General features: G+C 73.1%; 14 protein-coding genes. 5 read left to right on the forward strand and 9 right to left on the reverse strand.

The features are described 5' to 3' along the window. Positions 1-293: 293 nt before the first annotated feature. The gene (gene serS, locus A3CO_RS0107560) at positions 294-1,595 is read left to right on the forward strand and encodes a serine--tRNA ligase (protein WP_026204380.1); all 1,302 of its coding nucleotides are present in this window, start codon (positions 294-296) and stop codon (positions 1,593-1,595) included. Positions 1,596-1,608: 13 nt separating this feature from the next. On the opposite strand, the gene A3CO_RS30665 is transcribed toward serS, so the two are convergent. Both A3CO_RS30665 and A3CO_RS37895 read right to left on the reverse strand, forming a co-directional pair. Then, positions 1,609-2,454, reverse strand: coding sequence for a thioesterase family protein (locus A3CO_RS30665; RefSeq protein ID WP_018331639.1), 846 nt, complete (start codon positions 2,452-2,454; stop codon positions 1,609-1,611). Beyond that, positions 2,454-2,891, reverse strand: a complete 438-nt coding sequence (locus A3CO_RS37895; protein ID WP_018331640.1) for an antitoxin — start codon at positions 2,889-2,891, stop codon at positions 2,454-2,456. Before A3CO_RS37895 ends, A3CO_RS30665 begins: the two co-directional genes overlap by 1 nt. Before the next feature lie 283 nt (positions 2,892-3,174). Here A3CO_RS37895 and A3CO_RS35445 point away from each other — a divergent pair, with 283 nt between their 5' ends. Further along, positions 3,175-4,656 (forward strand): serine/threonine-protein kinase, encoded by a 1,482-nt coding sequence (locus A3CO_RS35445; protein WP_018331641.1) that lies wholly within the window; start codon positions 3,175-3,177, stop codon positions 4,654-4,656. A 213-nt stretch (positions 4,657-4,869) separates the two neighbouring features. Here the strand turns inward: A3CO_RS35445 and A3CO_RS0107580 are convergent, their stop codons facing one another. Further along, on the reverse strand, positions 4,870-7,272 hold the full coding sequence (locus tag A3CO_RS0107580; RefSeq protein ID WP_018331642.1) for a glycoside hydrolase family 65 protein: 2,403 nt from the start codon (positions 7,270-7,272) through the stop codon (positions 4,870-4,872). A 62-nt stretch (positions 7,273-7,334) separates the two neighbouring features. Here A3CO_RS0107580 and A3CO_RS30680 point away from each other — a divergent pair, with 62 nt between their 5' ends. After that, positions 7,335-8,141, forward strand: coding sequence for an IclR family transcriptional regulator (locus A3CO_RS30680; RefSeq protein WP_018331643.1), 807 nt, complete (start codon positions 7,335-7,337; stop codon positions 8,139-8,141). A 32-nt stretch (positions 8,142-8,173) separates the two neighbouring features. Then, entirely contained in the window at positions 8,174-9,301 is a 1,128-nt protein-coding gene (locus A3CO_RS0107590; RefSeq protein WP_026204381.1) for a 5-methyltetrahydropteroyltriglutamate--homocysteine S-methyltransferase, read from the forward strand. 163 nt (positions 9,302-9,464) lie between these two features. On the opposite strand, the gene A3CO_RS0107595 is transcribed toward A3CO_RS0107590, so the two are convergent. The 4 genes from A3CO_RS0107595 to A3CO_RS0107610 form a co-directional block, all read right to left on the reverse strand. Continuing rightward, positions 9,465-10,415 (reverse strand): type IV toxin-antitoxin system AbiEi family antitoxin domain-containing protein, encoded by a 951-nt coding sequence (locus A3CO_RS0107595; protein WP_157647181.1) that lies wholly within the window; start codon positions 10,413-10,415, stop codon positions 9,465-9,467. 270 nt (positions 10,416-10,685) lie between these two features. Continuing rightward, positions 10,686-11,441, reverse strand: a complete 756-nt coding sequence (locus A3CO_RS0107600) for a metal-sulfur cluster assembly factor (protein WP_018331646.1) — start codon at positions 11,439-11,441, stop codon at positions 10,686-10,688. After that, positions 11,438-12,496, reverse strand: coding sequence for an amidohydrolase family protein (locus A3CO_RS0107605; RefSeq protein WP_018331647.1), 1,059 nt, complete (start codon positions 12,494-12,496; stop codon positions 11,438-11,440). Before A3CO_RS0107605 ends, A3CO_RS0107600 begins: the two co-directional genes overlap by 4 nt. A gap of 59 nt (positions 12,497-12,555) precedes the next feature. Further along, positions 12,556-13,584 (reverse strand): NAD(P)-dependent alcohol dehydrogenase, encoded by a 1,029-nt coding sequence (locus A3CO_RS0107610; protein ID WP_018331648.1) that lies wholly within the window; start codon positions 13,582-13,584, stop codon positions 12,556-12,558. Positions 13,585-13,786: 202 nt separating this feature from the next. On the opposite strand from A3CO_RS0107610, the gene A3CO_RS0107615 reads away from it, so the two are divergent. Then, a complete protein-coding gene (locus A3CO_RS0107615; protein WP_018331649.1) occupies positions 13,787-14,479 on the forward strand; it encodes an SDR family oxidoreductase in 693 nt (230 codons plus the stop codon). On the opposite strand, the gene A3CO_RS0107620 is transcribed toward A3CO_RS0107615, so the two are convergent. Next, entirely contained in the window at positions 14,476-15,456 is a 981-nt protein-coding gene (locus A3CO_RS0107620; RefSeq protein WP_018331650.1) for a glycine betaine ABC transporter substrate-binding protein, read from the reverse strand. The genes A3CO_RS0107615 and A3CO_RS0107620 overlap by 4 nt on opposite strands. 27 nt (positions 15,457-15,483) lie before the next feature. Next, positions 15,484-16,440, reverse strand: a complete 957-nt coding sequence (locus tag A3CO_RS0107625) for a glycine betaine ABC transporter substrate-binding protein (RefSeq protein ID WP_018331651.1) — start codon at positions 16,438-16,440, stop codon at positions 15,484-15,486. Between the last annotated feature and the right edge of the window lie 119 nt (positions 16,441-16,559).

The raw sequence follows: 16,559 nt of genomic DNA on the forward strand, positions 1-16,559 counted from the left end.
CCGTCGAGCAGCTCGCCGTCCGGGCCGTTCAGCGACTCCCGCACCCCGGCGTAGGTCAGGGCGTCGAGGGCGACGATCCGGTCACCCGGGTGGACGGACCGCCAGTAGCGGACGAAGTTCGACCCGATGAAACCGGCTGCACCGGTGACGAGGACGGTGGACACTCGGTTCTCCTGAGGACATCCGGCGAGTTCGGGCGTACCCGAACCTAACCGACCGTGCTCGACGGCCGGTCGGGCCGGTGCGGCACCCTGGTGGCCGTTGGTCTCCGACACACCACCCACGAGGACGGCATGCACGACGCACGGACGTTGATCGAGCTCGGCGACGAGGCGGTCCGCCGCCTCGCGCGGCGCGGGTACACCCTGGACCTCGCGGGCCTCGAGGCGATGTCCGCGCGGCGCAACTCCTCGATCGCCCGCACCGACGACCTGCGGGCCGAGGCGAAGCGGGTCGCCGCCGAGGTCGGCCGGGTCGCCCGGGAGAGCAAGGGCCAGGGCGAGGAGGTCGAGAAGCTCAAGACCCGCGCCCGCGAGATCAAGGACGAGATCCGCGCGGCCGAGGCGGAGACCGAGGCGGCCGAGGCGGCGCTGCGCGAGGTCCTGCTCGCGATCCCCAACCTCCCCGACGACGACACCCCGGACGGGGACTCCGACGCCGACGCCGTCGAGGTGCGCCGGTGGGGCACGCCCCCGGAGTTCGGCTTCGACGTCCGCGACCACGTGGACCTCGGCGAGGCCATGGGCATCCTCGACTTCGGGCGGGCCGCCAAGCTCTCGGGCGCACGCTTCAGCGTCGCGAAGGGTCCGGGTGCGGTCCTGGAGCGGGCCCTCGCCACCTTCTTCCTGACGATGCACACGGCGCGCCACGGCTACACCGAGTTCTCGGTGCCCTACCTGGTCACCCGCGAGACGATGACGGGCACCGGTCAGCTCCCCAAGTTCGAGGAGGACCTGTTCCGGACGGGGACCGCCGACCGGAGCCTCTACCTCATCCCGACGGCCGAGGTCCCGCTCACCAACCTCCACGCCGGCGAGATGCTCGACGCCGACGCGCTGCCCCTGGCCTACACCGCGCACACGCCGTGCTTCCGCTCCGAGGCGGGCAGCTACGGCCGCGACACCCGGGGGCTGCTGCGCCTGCACCAGTTCGCCAAGGTCGAGATGGTGCGGTTCTGCCGCGAGGAGGAGTCGGGCACCGAGCTGGAGCTCATGGTGTCGCACGCCGAGAACTGCCTGCAGGCGCTCGGGCTGGCCTACCGCGTGGTGCGCCTCGCCGCGGGCGACATGGGGTTCGCGGCCCGGACCACCTACGACCTCGAGGTCTGGCTGCCCAGCCAGGGCACCTTCCGCGAGATCTCCTCCTGCTCGGACTGCGGCACCTTCCAGTCGCGGCGCGCCGCGATCCGGGCCAAGGACGCCCAGGGCGGCCGTGCCCAGGTCGCGACCCTCAACGGCTCGGGGCTGCCGATCGGGCGCTCGCTCGCCGCCCTGCTCGAGCAGTACCAGGCCGAGGACGGGTCGGTGACGGTCCCGGAGGTCCTGCACCCCTACACCGGGTTCCGCCGCATCCTCGCGGACGGCACCACGGAGTAGGTCGCAGGAGGGCTCAGCGGCGGACGGCGGCCAGCTGCGAGGCCTGGCCGACCATCCGGCCCGTCGCGTCCCAGACCCGGCAGCTCTCGTGCATGCGGTCGCCCACCAGGTGGTCGAGCCACTGCGTGATCCGCAGCGGGCCGGGGGCCGGCAACGCGTGCACGTGGGCGGTCAGCGACATCGTCGGCGACCAGCCGTAGATGCCCAGGTCGAAGCAGGCCGGCGGCAGGATGTCCAGCGCCACCAGCAGGCCGACGGGGGACCAGGGCTCGCGGGTGTCGAGTTCCGCCCACCCCGTGAGCCGGCCCTCCCCCGACGGCCGGCCCGCCAGGAAACCCGTGGACGACGGCTGCAGGCGCGTGTCGACCACCCGCATGATCGGGAGCCCGCCGCGCCCGTCGTCGGTGTTCTCCGGCCGCCGCTCGCAGTCGTCGAACGGTGTCACCGCGATCGGGGCGGGGGAGACGTCGCCGTCGAGCGGGGTCGGGTCCGGGGTGCGGCCGAGCACCATCGCGGCCTCGACGCAGGGCCGGTCCTCCTGGCGCAGCAGCACCCGTACCTGCGTGGCGCCGCGGCCCCGGCGCAGGACCGTGACGTCCACGTCGGCCGGCCCGGGATCGGGGGCGCGCAGGAACGTCCCCGTGACCGCCTGCGGGAAGCCGTGGCCCTCCGACCCCCTGTCGGCGTGCTCAGTTGCCTGGTCGGGAGAGAGTTCGTCCACGGCGGCCTGCGCGAGGACCGCGAGCAGGTAGCCGCCGTGGAGCTTGGGGCCGATGCCCCACTGCTCGTCGAGCACGAGCGAGCGGTGGCCCGCCTCCCCGGTGGGCGAGGAGGCGACCGCCTTGACGAGGTCGAGCATCAGACCCGCGGGGGACGCGGTGCGTCCGGGTCGGGTGCGGTGTGCGGCGGCGCGGGGTCGCCGGCGGTGGCCCCGGGGCCGGCCGGGCCGCTGAACCCGTCCGGGCCCGCCGGTGGCGCGCTCGCGGGCGGCGGCGGGGTGGCCGCCCCGCCCGGTGCCGGGTCGCCGGCGGTGGCGCCGGGGGCGTGCGGCTCCCCGGAGGCCGGGGTGTTCGGAGCACCCTGGCTCGCGACCCAGCCCACGCCCTCGTCGACCTTGGCCTGGGCCTTGTCGATCTGGTCGTGGTACTTGCCGCCGGTCTTCTCGTCGACCCAGCGGGCGGCCTTGCCGAGTACGCCGGAGATCGTGTCCTGGTTCTCGGACACCTTCTGGCTGACGGTGTCGCGCAGGTCGGACGCCATCTGCTTGCCCTGCCGGGCCAGCTCGTCGCGGTCCATGGGTTCCTCATTCGTCGAACGGCCGCCGTCTCCTGTCGACCCTCCGGCGACCCGGGCGTCGAGTCTAGCCAGCCGGGGAAGCCGGAACACGCAGTCACGAGACGGTCACACCCAGGTCATCACCGGGTCGCGAGTGGCTCCGGTGACGGGGTGCCGACATCGCGCGTGGACGGACACGGCACCATGGGACCCCGGGCGCCCGGCACGGTCACGTGCCCGGACGCGGAGCGGGTGCGGGGGATCCCGGCCTGAGCAGGGGTGACGACGAGGAGGCACGCGGGCGGTGAGTTCGACGGAGGCGGGACCCCCGTCCACCGTGGGTGCGGGCCGGTACACCCTGGGCGACCTCATCGGTCGCGGTGGCGCGGCAGAGGTCTACCGCGCCCGCGACGAGCTGCTCGGTCGCGACGTCGCGGTGAAGCTGTTCCCGGCCGGCGTCGGTGAGGCCGACGAGTCCCGGCGCCAGCGCGAGGTCCAGACGCTCGCGGGGATGAACCACCCCGGCCTGGTGACGATCTACGACGTCGGCGCCGAGGGCAGCCGCGCGTACTTCGTCATGCAGCTCATCGAGGGCGAGTCGCTCGCGGACCGGATCCGCTCCGGCCCGTTGCGGCCCGGCGACGTCGTCGCCCTGGGCGCGGCCCTCGGCGACGCGCTGACCTACGTGCACCGCCACGGCGTCGTGCACCGCGACATCAAGCCGGGCAACGTGCTGCTCGACACCGAGGGCCGTCCGCACCTGTCCGACTTCGGGATCGCCGTCCTCGCCGACGCCACCAACATCACCGCCACCGGCATGGTGATCGGCACCGCGTCGTACCTCTCCCCGGAGCAGGTCCGCGGCCAGCCGGTCGGCCCGGCGTCCGACGTCTACGCGCTCGGGCTGGTCCTGCTCGAGTGCATCACCGCGCGGCGCGAGTACCCGGGCAACGCCCTCGAGGCGGCCGTGGCCCGGCTGCACCGTCCGCCGGACGTCCCGACGGACCTCCCGCCCGCCCTGTACGGGCTGCTCGTGGCGATGACCCGCGACGAGCCCGCCGAGCGGCCCACCACCGAGCAGGTGGTCGGGGAGCTGCGGGCCATCTCCCGCGAGGCCGGGATGGACGCGGAGACCGTGCTCGCGCCCGCCCCGACGACCGGCACGGGCGCCACCTACGCGATGGGCCCGCCCCTCGCGCCGCCGGGCACCGGCGCCACCTACGCCATGAACCAGGGGGCCCCGCCCGGGTACGACCCGTACGGCGCCACCCAGCGCGTCGGCACCCCGCCCGGCGGCTACCCGCCGTACGGGTACGCCGCGGACGGGCGCACCGCCGTCGTCGGCCCGGGCACCATGACGGGCGGCCCCTACGCCCCCGCGGCGCCGCGACGGACGGCACGGGGTCCGATCATCGCCGCGATCGTCGCGGTGCTGCTCGTCGCGGCCGGGGTCGGCGCGTACGCGCTGTTCGGCAACCGCTCCACCGAGCTGCCCGCCCCGGCGCCCACGTCGGTCCCGGCGCCGGTGCTGACGACCACCACGACGACCACCGAGGCCGAGACCTCCACCCGACGCCGGACCACCACGACGGTGCCGCCGACGACGGTCGCTCCCCCGCCGGTGACCACTACGGTCGCGCCGCCGCCTCCGGTGACCACCACCGAACCGCCCACCACGACGACGACCACCCCGGCGGCCGCCGGCGGTGGCAACGCCGGCGGCGCTGGCGGTGGCGGTGGCGTCGTCCCCGGCCAGTTCCGCGGCGGTCAGGGGCAGGGCAACTAGCGCGGGGTCTGCCGCGCCAGTGCGACGTCGGGCAGGTCCGACGCGGGCCGGGCCTGCATGGGGTGCACCTCATGGTTCGGGCCGCCTCGCCCACTTCGCGAGCCTGACGTCCGGTAGGTCCGACGGGCGCGGGCGTTGCGTGGTGTGCACCTCGCAGCGCCGACCGGACGGTCCCGACGGCGGGTTGGACCACCACCCGCCGTCGGGAAGGCGCTACTGGTGCAGCCGCCGGAAGAGCGGCGCGCGGCCGGCGGGCTGCTCGACGACCCCGGTCGCGGGGAGGGCCGGGATGTCGAGGGTGACCGGCTCGCCGACCGTAAGGGTGAGGGCCTCGTCGTGGTGGCGCAGGTCGAGGTCCTCCTCGGAGGTGGCGGACATGCCGGCGGGACCGCTCCCCCTCGTGGGCGCCTCCAGGGTGTAGGTCGCCTGTCCGTGGCCGATCTCGACGTGGACGGACCGCCCGCGCCAGAGCACCCGGAACCGCAGGCCGGACACCGCCGAGGGCAGCCGCGGGGCGAAGGTCAGCGACCCGTTGTGCGAGCGCATCCCGCCGAGGCCCTGGATGATCGCCGTCCAGCTGCTGGCCGTGGCCGCGAGGTGGATGCCGTCGCGGACGTTGTTCTCCAGGTCGGCGAGGTCCATCTGGACGGACTCGCAGAGGTAGTCGTAGGCCAGGTCGAGGTGGCCGGTCTCGGCGGCCATCACCGCGAGGGTGCCGGGGGAGAGCGACGAGTCGCGGACGGTGATGCGCTCGTAGTAGGCGAAGTTCGCGACCTTCTGCTCCGGGGTGAACGCGTCCGGGCACTGGACCATGGCGAGGACGAGGTCGGGCTGCTTGACGACCTGCTTGCGGTACAGGTCGAAGTACGGGTAGTTCAGCAGCAGCGGGTAGGCGTCCTCGGGTGTGTTCTCGAAGTCCCAGAACGCGTGCGAGGTGAAGCCCTCGGCCTGCTGGTGGACGCCGAGCTTCTCGTCGTAGGGGATCACCATCGCGGTGGCGGCGGCCCGCCAGCTCGCGATCTCCTCGCTGTGCACGCCGAGCCGCTCGGCCTCGCGCGGGTGGCGGACGCAGACGTCGGCCGCGCCGCGCAGGTTCCGCTGCGCCATGAGGTTCGTGTAGACGTTGTTGTCCGCGACCGCGGAGTACTCGTCGGGCCCGGTGACGCCGTCGATGCGGAAGTTGGACGCCGAGTCGTGGTGGCCGAGCGAGCGCCACAGCCGGGCGGTGCCGACGAGCAGGTCGACCCCGACCTCGCGCTCGAAGTCGGTGTCGGCGGTCGCCGAGACGTAGCGGAGCACGGCGTCGGCGATGTCGGCGTTGACGTGGAACGCGGCGGTGCCCGCGGGCCAGTACCCCGAGCACTCCTCGCCGCGGATCGTCCGCCAGGCGAACGCCGCGCCCTCGAGCCCGAGCGTCGCGGCGTGCGCGGTGGCGATGTCGAGGGTCGAGTGCCGCCAGCGGAGGGCGTCGGCCGCCACCCGCGGGTTGGTGTGCATGAAGACCGGGAGCACGAACGTCTCGCAGTCCCAGAAGCTGTGGCCGTCGTAGCCCTGCCCGGTCAGCCCCTTCGCGCCGATCGCGCGCTTCTCCGCGCGGGAGCCGGCCTGCAGCACGTGGAACAGCGAGAAGCGGATGGCCTGCTGCAGCCGCGGGTCGCCGTCGATCTCGATGTCGGCGCGCGCCCAGAACGCGTCCAGGTACTCCCGCTGCGCCGCCACCAGGCCGTCCCAGCCGGTGTAGAGCGACGCGTCCAGGGCGGCCTCGACCTGGTCGACGATCGCGGGCTGGGAGCGCGTGCTCGACCAGCCGTAGGCCAGGTACTTGACGATGCGCAGCGACTGCCCCGGCTTGAGGCGGCAGATCACGGTGGTCCGCCCGACGTTCTTCGAGCAGGAACTCTCCACCTGCACGTCGTCGGGCCCGAAGACCTGGTGCTCCATCGCCGCGCCGACGCGCAGCTCGGACCGCTTGGTCTGGTGCGTCATCCGCGCGCCGTAGGTCGAGTGCGAGTTGTGCTCCGGCGCGAGCGGCTTGGTCAGCGCGGCGGCCACCCGCGGGTCGCCGGTGATCTCCGGCATCTGCTCGTTGGCGAACAGCTCGGACTGGATCACCAGGAGCGCGTCGCTGCCGGAGTCCTCGGGGATCTTCACCTCGTAGGAGATGGCGGCGACCGCCCGCTGCGAGAAGCTGACCAGCCGCTGCGAGGTGACGTCGACGCGCTGCCCGTTCGGTGAGGTCCACTCGACGTGCCGGGTGAGCAGGCCGCTGCGCATGTCGAGGGTGCGCTGGTGGTCGTGCACCTGGCCGTAGCGCACGTCGAGGGGCTCGTCGTCGACCAGCAGCCGGATCAGCTTGCCGTTTGGCACGTTGACCAGCGTCTGGTTCTCCTCCGGGAACCCGAAGCCGCCCTCGGCGTGCGGCATCGGCCGGGACTCGAAGAACGAGTTGAGGTACGTGCCGGGCATCCGGTGCGGCTCGCCCTCGTCGAGGTTGCCGCGCATCCCGACGTGCCCGTTGGCGAGGGCGAACAACGACTCGGTCGCGCCGAGGAGGTCGACGTCGAGCTCGGGCTCGTGCACGCACCAGGGGTCGACCGTGAACACGTTCGAGATCACCCGGGGACTGTAACCATTCCGAAGGGGCTTCAGACCTCGGCCGTTCGGTCAAGATGACTCCCATGGCGGCTCTCGGCTCGGTGCACCGCGCCCTGCGGGTGCTCGAGGTGGTCGCGGAGGCCGGCGACGGCATCACCGCGAAGGCTGTGGCCCGGCGGCTCGAGTACAACCTCTCGACCACCTACCACCTGCTCACGAGCCTGGTGGCGGACGGCTACCTGGTGCGGCTCGAACCGGCGCGCGGCTTCGGGCTCGGCCCCAAGCTGCCCGCGCTGAACGACCGGCTGCGCTCCCAGCTGCCGATCCCGCCCGGCCTCGGCGCCACCCTGCGCGAGGCCCACGCCCTCGCCGGCGCCGCGGTCCTCTACGCCGCCTTCCGCGACGCGGACGTCGTCGTCGTCGACGTCGACGACTGCCCCGCGCACCCCGTCCCCACGATCTCGACGTGGCGCGGCGCGCTGCACGCGACCGCCGTCGGGAAGCTGCTGCTCGCGGACCTGTCGTCCCCGCGCCTCACCGAGGTCCTCGCCCGCGACGGCCAGCGTCGCCACGCCCACCGGACCATCCTCGATCCCGACGAGCTCGACTGGGAGCTCGACCAGGTCCGTCGTCGGGACCTCGCGCTGGACCGCAGCGAGTTCCACGAGCGGCTGGCGTGCATGGCGGCGCCGGTCCGGCGTCCCCTTCCCGACGGCGGGCGCGGCGAGCTGGTCGGCGCGGTGTCGGTGGCGGTCCCGGTGGTCCCCGCCGGCGGCCCGGGCAGCCTCTTCGACCGCCGGGCCCGCATGGAGCGGGCGGTGCGGGGCGCGGCGGACCGGGCGGCGTCCGCGTTCGAGGACGAGGTTTCCGTCAGGTGGGACCGGGGCTGATCACACCCGTCGTCATGCGGTGAGCTGTGCGCATGCCCGCACGTGACCTCGCACCGTTCCGCGCCGACCACGTCGGCAGCCTCCTGCGACCGCCGGCCCTGCTCGAGGCCCGGGGCGCGCACGCCGAGGGGCGGCTCGACGACGCCGGGCTGCGCGCGGCCGAGGACGAGGCGATCCGCGACGTCGTCGCGATGCAGGAGTCGGTCGGCCTGCAGGCGGCCACCGACGGCGAGTTCCGCCGCTCCTCCTGGCACATGGACTTCCTCTACCAGCTCGACGGCGTGTCCTCCTCGAAGGACTCCTCGGTCGAGGTGGCCTTCCGCAACGCGTCCGGGGACCTGACGTTCGCGGCGATGTCCCTGGTGATCGACCAGCGGATCGGGCTCTCCACCACCATCTTCGGCGACGCGTTCTCGATGCTGGCCTCGACCGTGACGTCCGCGGTGCCGAAGCTGACGATCCCCTCGCCGTCGATGCTGCACTACCGACTCGGCGGCGCCCCGGTGCACGAGGGCTCGCCGTACTCCGACCCCGACGAGTTCTGGGCCGACCTCGCCGCGGCGTACCACGCCGAGGTCTCGCGCCTCTACGACGCCGGCGTGCGCTACCTGCAGCTCGACGACACCTCGCTCGCCTACCTGAACGACCCGGCCCAGCGCGACTCGATGGCCGCCCGCGGCGAGGACGCCGACCACATGCACGAGCGCTACGTCGACACGATCAACCTGGCGCTGCGCGACCGGCCGTCGGACCTGCGCGTCACCACGCACATGTGCCGCGGCAACTACCGCTCCTCCTGGGCGGCCGAGGGCGGCTACGACCACGTTGCCGAGAAGGTCTTCGGCGGCCTCGAGATCGACGGCTTCTTCTGCGAGTACGACGACGCCCGCTCCGGCGACTTCTCGCCGCTGCGCTACCTGCCCCGCGGTGATCAGCAGATCGTCCTGGGCCTGGTGACCACGAAGTCCGGCGAGCTGGAGGAGCCCGACACCCTCAAGCGCCGGATCGAGGAGGCCACCAAGTACGTCCCGCTCGAGCAGCTCTGCCTCTCCCCGCAGTGCGGCTTCTCCTCGACCGTGGAGGGCAACGCGCTCTCCTACGAGCAGGAGGTGGCCAAGCTCGAGCTGGTCGTCTCGGTCGCGCAGGACGTCTGGGGCTGAGCCCTCGGTCCCGCTCCGCACGCCTGCTGGCTGGTCCGGCCGTCGGCTTCCCGGCGGCCCATACCTGACGAACGGGTCGTTCGTGCAGCTAGATGCCACGAACGCTTCGTTCGTCAGGTCCGGCCGACGCCGAAGCGGCGCCGGCCCGCGTCCGGAGACCCACTCAGGCTGCGTGCGGGATGACGATGATGTCGGGCGTGGGACGCGACTCCGCGAGCCGGTAGTGGGCCCAGAGTTCGGTGAGCACACGGTCGGGTTCACGGCGCACCCGGCGTGGCCGATGGTGTGCCACGACCACGCCCGCGCCGACCATGTCCGCCCGACGGCGGGCGGTGTCGTCCTCGTCGGGAGGATGGAACTCCCAGGAATCCTGCTCCCACGCCAGGCCGACCTCGACGATGTAGCCGTCGGGCCGCGCGAGGAACCGGCCGTTCGGCAGACGCAGCACCGGATTCCACAGCATGGGTGGGAGCCCGCTCCGGGCGTGGAGCTCGCGCCCCCACCCCTCGGCGGCCGACTGGATCCCCTCGGCGATCTCGTCCAACACGTCGCGGACGAGCGCGCTACCCCGCTGGTTGCCGATGTCGAGTTCGGCCCGCAGGCGGTCGACCCGCGTCCGGCGTGCACCCACCGCTTCACCGAGCAGGGCCCGGATCTGGTCTCGGTCGGCGAGGCGCCGCGCCGTGTCGAGCACCGCACGGTCGAACACGGCGAGGACGACACCGCCCCGCTCCACCGTCGGCGGCAGGCGCGCGGTGCGCTCGACCACGAGCCCGGGGAGGCAACGTCGGTGGCGGTCCTCCGGGACGAGCAGGTGGAGCTCGGGCGCCTCGGGGAGACGCCGTAGCCCGTGACGACGGGCCGCCTCGTTCCCCGTCAGCGCGCTACCGTCGCCGCAGTACAGGTGGGCAGCGACGATCTGCTGTTCGCGCGAGAGTGCTCCGCTCTGCAGGGCGACCACTCCGGGGAACGGGCGCAGCCACCGTCCGGAGCGGACCCGGGCCGCGATCGTCTCCCGGCTCAGCCCGGCGGCGACCAGGTCGGCGACCCGAGCCAGTCGCAGCACTGTGACCATCGAGGTCGCGAGGAGGTCGATCGCACTGCGGCGGGGCATGGTCCGACGGTGCGCGACGACCCGCTCGGCGTGCACCCGACCGGCGTCCGCCTGTGGGCACGAGCGGGTAGCGATACCGCTGGGGACAACGTGTTGGTGCAGACGGAGTAGCCGGGACCGGGCACCCGAAGCTGACGAACGGGTCGTTCGTGCACATAGACGCCACGAACGATTCGTTCGTCAGGCGAGGTGGTGGCCCGGACCCGGGAACGACGAACGGGCCGTCCGCCACGGAGATCGTGACGAACGGCCCGGTCGGGAGGGGTGGGGTCAGACCCCGTAGCGCGCCGCGAGCTGGCCGCGGCAGATGCTGGTGTTGGCGTCCACGCCGACCTGGTAGCTGCGCGCCTTGCGCAGGTGCAGGGGCAGCGCGTCCACACCGACGGTGCGACCGGTCGGGTCGACCACCAGCGGGTCGGTGTCGTCGGACGGGATCCCCAGTTCCCGACGACGGGTGCGGAGACGACGCAGGTCGTCCGAAGCCCCGCTCAATGCCACGGCCTCGCCGAGCGTCATCGCGGCGACCTGCTCCGGCGTGGCGCCCTCCCTCATGAGCGGGCGGACGACGAGGTCGGTGCCGGCCATGAGGGCCCGCTCGGTGAACGTGCGGCGCAGCTCGTCGAGCTCCGCCACGGCCTCGCCGACCTCGGTGCCGGCCATGGAGTTCACGAAGCCGGCCCGCGCGGCGACACCGGTGTTGATGGCGTCGGAGGCGAAGTGGTCGATGAGGACCACGTCGGCCCGCGAGACCCCGGCGGCGGCCGAGACCACGTCGTGGGCGTCGGCGACCATCAGGAACGCGAAGTTCGGGGCACAGAAGTAGGTGGGCAGGCGCAGCGACACGTGCGCGACACCGTCGTCCGAGACCTCGACCGCGGCGACGAAGTCCAACGAGACCACGTCGGTGTCGAGCTCGGGGTCGCGCACCGTGCGCAGCGCCTCCCACACCCGGGCCGTCGTCCCCGTCGCGGCCGCGGCGGCGTCCGCGTTGGAGCCGAGGACCCGGGTGTCGGAGAGCACCGTCATGCCTGGGCCACCTCCCGGTTGACCAGCTCGGCGTCGTCCTGCGCGGCCGGCGAGTCGCCCTTGAGCTGCAGCTCCTCGGGGACCGGGATGTCGTAGAGCTTGGCGGCGTTGAGGCCGAGAATCTTCTTCTTGCCCTCGACGCCCAGGCGCGGGTAGTCGTCGTAGTCGTGGCCCTCGGGGTAGTCCCAGTCCACGAGGCCCTCGACCTGCCAGCGGGGCTCCCAGATGGCGTAGTCGGAGCCGAAGGTCATCTTGTCCTCGCCGACCCAGAACAGCAGCTCGCCCATGACCTTGGCGAAGAAGCGCGGGCGGGCGTGCATGAGGCCGCCGAGCACGACCGAGAGGCCGGCGTAGACGTTGGGCTCCTGCGTCGCCATGAAGCAGAAGTCCTCGATACGCGGGAGACCCACGTGCTCGACGACGAAGTTCAGGCCCTGGAAGGTCGTGGCGGCCTTGTCGACGTCCGAGACGTCGAAGGCGTCCTTGTCCAGCGGCCAGATCGTCGGGCCCTTGTGGATGTGGATGTTGCGGATCCCGAGCTCCTGCGCGCGCTCCAGGAACTTGTAGCACTCCGGGTCGGAGAGCTTGAAGCCACGCGAGTCGCCGTTCCACTCCGCGGTGTAGAGCTTCGCGCCGAGCGGCTTCCACTCCTCGACGTTGCGCTCGAACTCGCGCATGCCGGCCTCGCCGTCACGCGGGTCGAAGCGGGTGTTGAGGCGGAACTTCTCGGGGTACTTGCGCAGCAGCTGGCCGTTGCGCTCGGTGGTGTTGAAGCCCTCGGTGTACCACTCCTTGAGGTACGTCGGCTGCGCGATGGCGACGTCGACGTGGCCGTCCTCGAAGAGGTCCTTCATGACGTCGGCCTCGGAGTACTTCTGGAAGTGCTCGATCGACCAGTGGGTCTCGGCCGGGCCGAGCGACTGGTAGGCGTGGAAGCACTCGATCCAGCCCTTGGCGTACTGCTCGGCGCCGGCGACCCAGTTCTCCGGGGACGCGTCCCAGTAGTGCATGTGGGAGTCGACGACGAAGTACTTCTCGCCATTCTTCTCGTACACGGGATTCCTCCTTCGGGCATGGCCAGGCCACGCCGGTGTGGTGGTGGTGAGCCGAAGAACTAGGGAACGAGGATCGCCCGGCCGCGGACCTCGCCCGCGTCGAGGTCGTGTAGGGCGTCCAGGGCCTGGTCGAGGCGGTACTGGACGGTGTGGAGGGTGACCTTGCCGGCCTGCGCGAGGACCATCAGCTCCGCGAGGTCGTTGTAGGTCCCGACGATGTTGCCGATGACGTTCTTCTCGCCCGCCACGAAATCGAGCGTGGGGGCGGAGAACTGGCCGCCGTAGCCGAGCACGAAGCAGTAGCCCGCCGGGCCGGTCATGGCCCACGCGTCCATCTCGGCGCCCTGCTCGGCGACGAAGTCGAAGACGACGGTGGCGCCGCCGCCGGTGAGGTCCTGCACGGCCTGCACCTGGTTGCCGTCCGCGAGGACCGTCTCGTCGGCGCCGATCGTCTTCGCGAGCTCGAGGGCGGCCGGGTTCCGGTCGACGACGATGATCTTCGTCGCGGTGAGCGCCGCCAGCGACTGGATACCGATGTGGCCCAGCCCGCCCGCGCCCTGCACCACGGCGGTGGTGCCCGGGTAGAGGTAGGGCACCGCCTTGCGGACGGCGTGGTAGGCGGTGATGCCCGCGTCGGCCAGCGCCGCGACGTCGGCCGGGTTGGTCGACGGGTCGAGCTTCACGCAGGCGCGGGCGGTGGTGCGCAGGTACTCGGCCATGCCGCCGTCGTTGTTCGACAGGCCCGGGAAGAACGCGTCGCCGGTGCACTGCATGTCGCGGCCGGCGCGGCAGGCCAGGCAGAGCCCGCACGAGGGCTGCGGGTGCAGGATGACGGTGTCGCCCACCGCCACGTTCGTCACGGCGTCGCCCACCTCGGCGACCCAGCCCGCGTTCTCGTGGCCGATGACGTAGGGGAGCGCCGGGTTCTGGATCTGCTCCCAGTCGCCGTTGATGATGTGGAGGTCCGTGCGGCACACGCCGGCGCCGCCGATCTTGACGATGACGTCGAGCGGGCCCTGGAGCTTGGGCTCGGCGATGTCGTCGATCGACGGGTCCTGCTGGTACTGGTGCACCCGCACGGCCTTCACGGCACGGTCCTCCAAGCAACGGTGATGGAAGGGGCGAGGGCGCCGAAACCCCGTTCTGGTGTGGGCCCCGTCGCGTCTCTCGCAGCGGTCCCCATCACACGTGGGGATTCGGTTGCGCGCAAGACCCGGGATTCCATCATCTGCAAAAACCGACAGAACGGACGGTGGCGTGCGACGCGCCGGTCGCGGGTAGGCCGTGCCCATGCGTGTCGTGATCGCCGGAGGCCACGGGAAGATCGCCCTGCTGCTCGCGGAGCAGCTCACGGAGCGGGGTGACACCCCGGTGGCCCTCATCCGGAACCCGGACCACGCCGAGGACGTCCGGGCCGTCGGCGCCGAGCCGGTGCAGGTCGATCTCGAGAACAGCGGGCCGGACGACCTCGCGAAGGAACTGACGGGCGCCGACGCCGTCGTGTTCGCCGCCGGGGCGGGCCCGAACAGCGGCGCGGACCGCAAGCGGTCGGTCGACCGGGACGCCGCCCTGCTGCTCGCCGACGCGGCGGCCCGGGCCGGGGTGCGGCGCTACCTGCAGGTGTCGGCGATGGGTGCGGCGAACCCGCCGTCGGAGGCCGAGGACGACTCGGTGTGGGGCGCCTACCTGCGGGCTAAGTCCGAGGCCGAGGAGGGGGTCCGCGGCCGCGACGACATCGACGCGACGATCCTGCGGCCCGGCATCCTCACCGACGAGCCCGCCACCGGGCGGGTGCGGCTGGCCGAGGAGCCGGTCGGCCACGAGGAGGTCACCCGCGCCGACGTGGCCGCCACGCTCATCGCACTGCTCGACGCGCCCGCGACGATCGGCCGCACCCTCGAGCTCGTCAACGGCACCGAGCCGCTCGGCACCGCCGTCGACGACCTGGGCGGGCGCACCGGCCCGTCGGTGCACGGCGGCTAGCCCCGGGCGATCAGCCCCTGCGCCGTCAGCCAACGGCGCGCGACGTCCCGGGGGTCACGGCCGTCGACCTCGACCTCCCGGGTCATCGCGCGCACGGCCGGACCGTCGAGCCGGGTCGTGAGGTCGGCGAGCGCCCCGGCGAGGTCCGGCCGGCCCGTGAGCACGCCCGTGCGCAGCATCGGCGCGTAGCCGCGCGAGCCGGGTGGCCCGTCGTCGAGGACCCGCCGGTCGTCGTCGCGGACGACGAGGCCGAGCGCCGGGATCCGGCCCGACGAGCCCGGCACCAGGCCCGCGGTGCACCGCCCCGTCGCGACGTTGGCGAGGACGGCGTTCACGTCCGGCACGACGACGGGTGGCGCCAGCCCGTACGCGGCGGCCAGCGCCGCCGTCCCGGGGGCCACCGCGGACCCGGGCACGGCCCCGGGTGCCGCGCAGAAGGTGGTGCCCGGCGCGGCGAGTGCGGTGAGGGGACCCGGCGTCCGCGCGACCACGACGTCGGTGTCGGTGAACGTCGTCGGGGGCAGCCAGCTCACCCCGCGGGCGGCGTCGGCGGCCCGGAGCGCCGCGAGGTCGGGGGCGGGGTCGACCGGGGTGCCCCTCGGATCGGGCACGCCGCCCGGACCGAGGGTGCGCAGGGACGCCCAGCCGGTGTCGACGTCGGTCAGCTCGGCCGCGGTGTGGACGTCCACCCCGCCGTCCTTGCCGCACTCGTCGGTCGCCTCGCCCGCCGCGGCCTGCACGGTGGCGATGGTGAGCTGGCACAGCAGCCGCAGCTCGGTGGTCGGACCGCCGCCGACGACGTAGCTCCCGCCGCGCAGGTCGTGGCGCGCGAGCAGGCCGCCGGCGGCGTCGGGCGAGCGCGCCGCGCCGCCGCCGCAGCCCGCCGTCAGGACCGCGAGGACCGTGAGGACGACCAGGAGGACGACGGGCGCGGGGGCCGCGGGCGTCCCGCCCTTCCGCTCGTCCGGGACTCGCACCCGGGCATCATCGCAACCCGGCCCGCGTCAGCCGATCAGCCCCTGCTCCCGCAGGAAGGTCCGGGCCACGTCGTCGGGTGACCGGCGCCCGACCGAGATGCGGGCGTTGAGCTCGCGCATCACCTGGTCGGTGAGCATCGGGGCGAGCCGGTCGCCGAGCAGGGCGAGCCGGGGGGCGCGGTTGAGGACGTCGGTCCGCACGGTCAGGGCGGCCTGGTAGGGCAGGAAGTAGCCGAGGTCGTCGACCAGCGTGTTGATGCGCATCGCGTTGAGCCGGCCGTCGGTGGCGAAGACCTCCCCGAACACGCACGGCCGGCCCGCGGCGAGGGCGGGGTAGATCGCGTCGATGTCGAGGGTGTCGAGGGCACCGTCGGGGAACTGGAAGTCGTAGGCGCGCAGCAGCCCGACCAGGCCGTCCTCGCGCCCCGTGAACTCCTGGTCGATACACATCCGGGCGTCGGGCGAGCCGGACCGGGTGAGCGCCGCGAGGTCGGAGATCGTCCGCACGCCGAGGCGCTGGGCGTTCGCGGCCGAGACGCCGACGGCGTAGGTGTTGTCGAACGGTGCCTGCCGCAGCCAGCTGACCCCGTTGGCCGCGTCCGCGACCTGCACCGCCTCGTAGAGCTCACGGGGATCGGTGAGCTGGGCCTCCTGACGCAGGTAGGTGCGCCAGGCGGTGCCGGTGTACTCCCAGTACATGTCGATCGCGCCGGTGGTCAGGGCGGAGCGGACGTTCTCCGAGCCCTTGGTGTCGCAGCGGTCGACGACCGTCGCGCCCGCCGACTGGAGCAGGGCGATCGTCATGCGGCACAGCAGGAGCTGCTCGTCGAACTCCTTGGAGCCGACGACGAAGGTCTGGCCGGTGAGGTCGACGTCGCGGGCGAAGCTGCCGGGCGGGGTGGCCCGGGCGGCGTCCGACGAGCAGGCGGCGAGCAGCGTCGCCGTGAGCAGCATGACCAGGAGGCCCAGCACGCGTCGGCGCATCGGCTCGCCTCCCCCGGGTCACGACAGCAGGTTCTCGACGACGGCAGGTTCTCGACGACGGGTGGGACACGACGGCGGGGAGGCCCGGCGAACCGGACCTCCCCGCCGTCATGGCGTAC

The sequence above is a fragment of the Actinomycetospora chiangmaiensis DSM 45062 genome (assembly GCF_000379625.1).
GTDB classification, from domain to species: Bacteria; Actinomycetota; Actinomycetes; order Mycobacteriales; family Pseudonocardiaceae; genus Actinomycetospora; species Actinomycetospora chiangmaiensis.

Bases quoted from the DNA above. Each gene is read 5' to 3' on its own strand.
- serS (WP_026204380.1), top strand. From the start codon at position 294: ATGCACGACGCACGGACGTTGATCGAGCTCGGCGACGAGGCGGTCCGC.
- A3CO_RS30665 (WP_018331639.1), bottom strand. From the start codon at position 2,454: ATGCTCGACCTCGTCAAGGCGGTCGCCTCCTCGCCCACCGGGGAGGCG.
- A3CO_RS37895 (WP_018331640.1), bottom strand. From the start codon at position 2,891: ATGGACCGCGACGAGCTGGCCCGGCAGGGCAAGCAGATGGCGTCCGAC.
- A3CO_RS30680 (WP_018331643.1), top strand. From the start codon at position 7,335: ATGGCGGCTCTCGGCTCGGTGCACCGCGCCCTGCGGGTGCTCGAGGTG.
- A3CO_RS0107590 (WP_026204381.1), top strand. From the start codon at position 8,174: ATGCCCGCACGTGACCTCGCACCGTTCCGCGCCGACCACGTCGGCAGC.
- A3CO_RS0107595 (WP_157647181.1), bottom strand. From the start codon at position 10,415: ATGCCCCGCCGCAGTGCGATCGACCTCCTCGCGACCTCGATGGTCACA.
- A3CO_RS0107600 (WP_018331646.1), bottom strand. From the start codon at position 11,441: ATGACGGTGCTCTCCGACACCCGGGTCCTCGGCTCCAACGCGGACGCC.
- A3CO_RS0107615 (WP_018331649.1), top strand. From the start codon at position 13,787: ATGCGTGTCGTGATCGCCGGAGGCCACGGGAAGATCGCCCTGCTGCTC.
- A3CO_RS0107625 (WP_018331651.1), bottom strand. From the start codon at position 16,440: ATGCGCCGACGCGTGCTGGGCCTCCTGGTCATGCTGCTCACGGCGACG.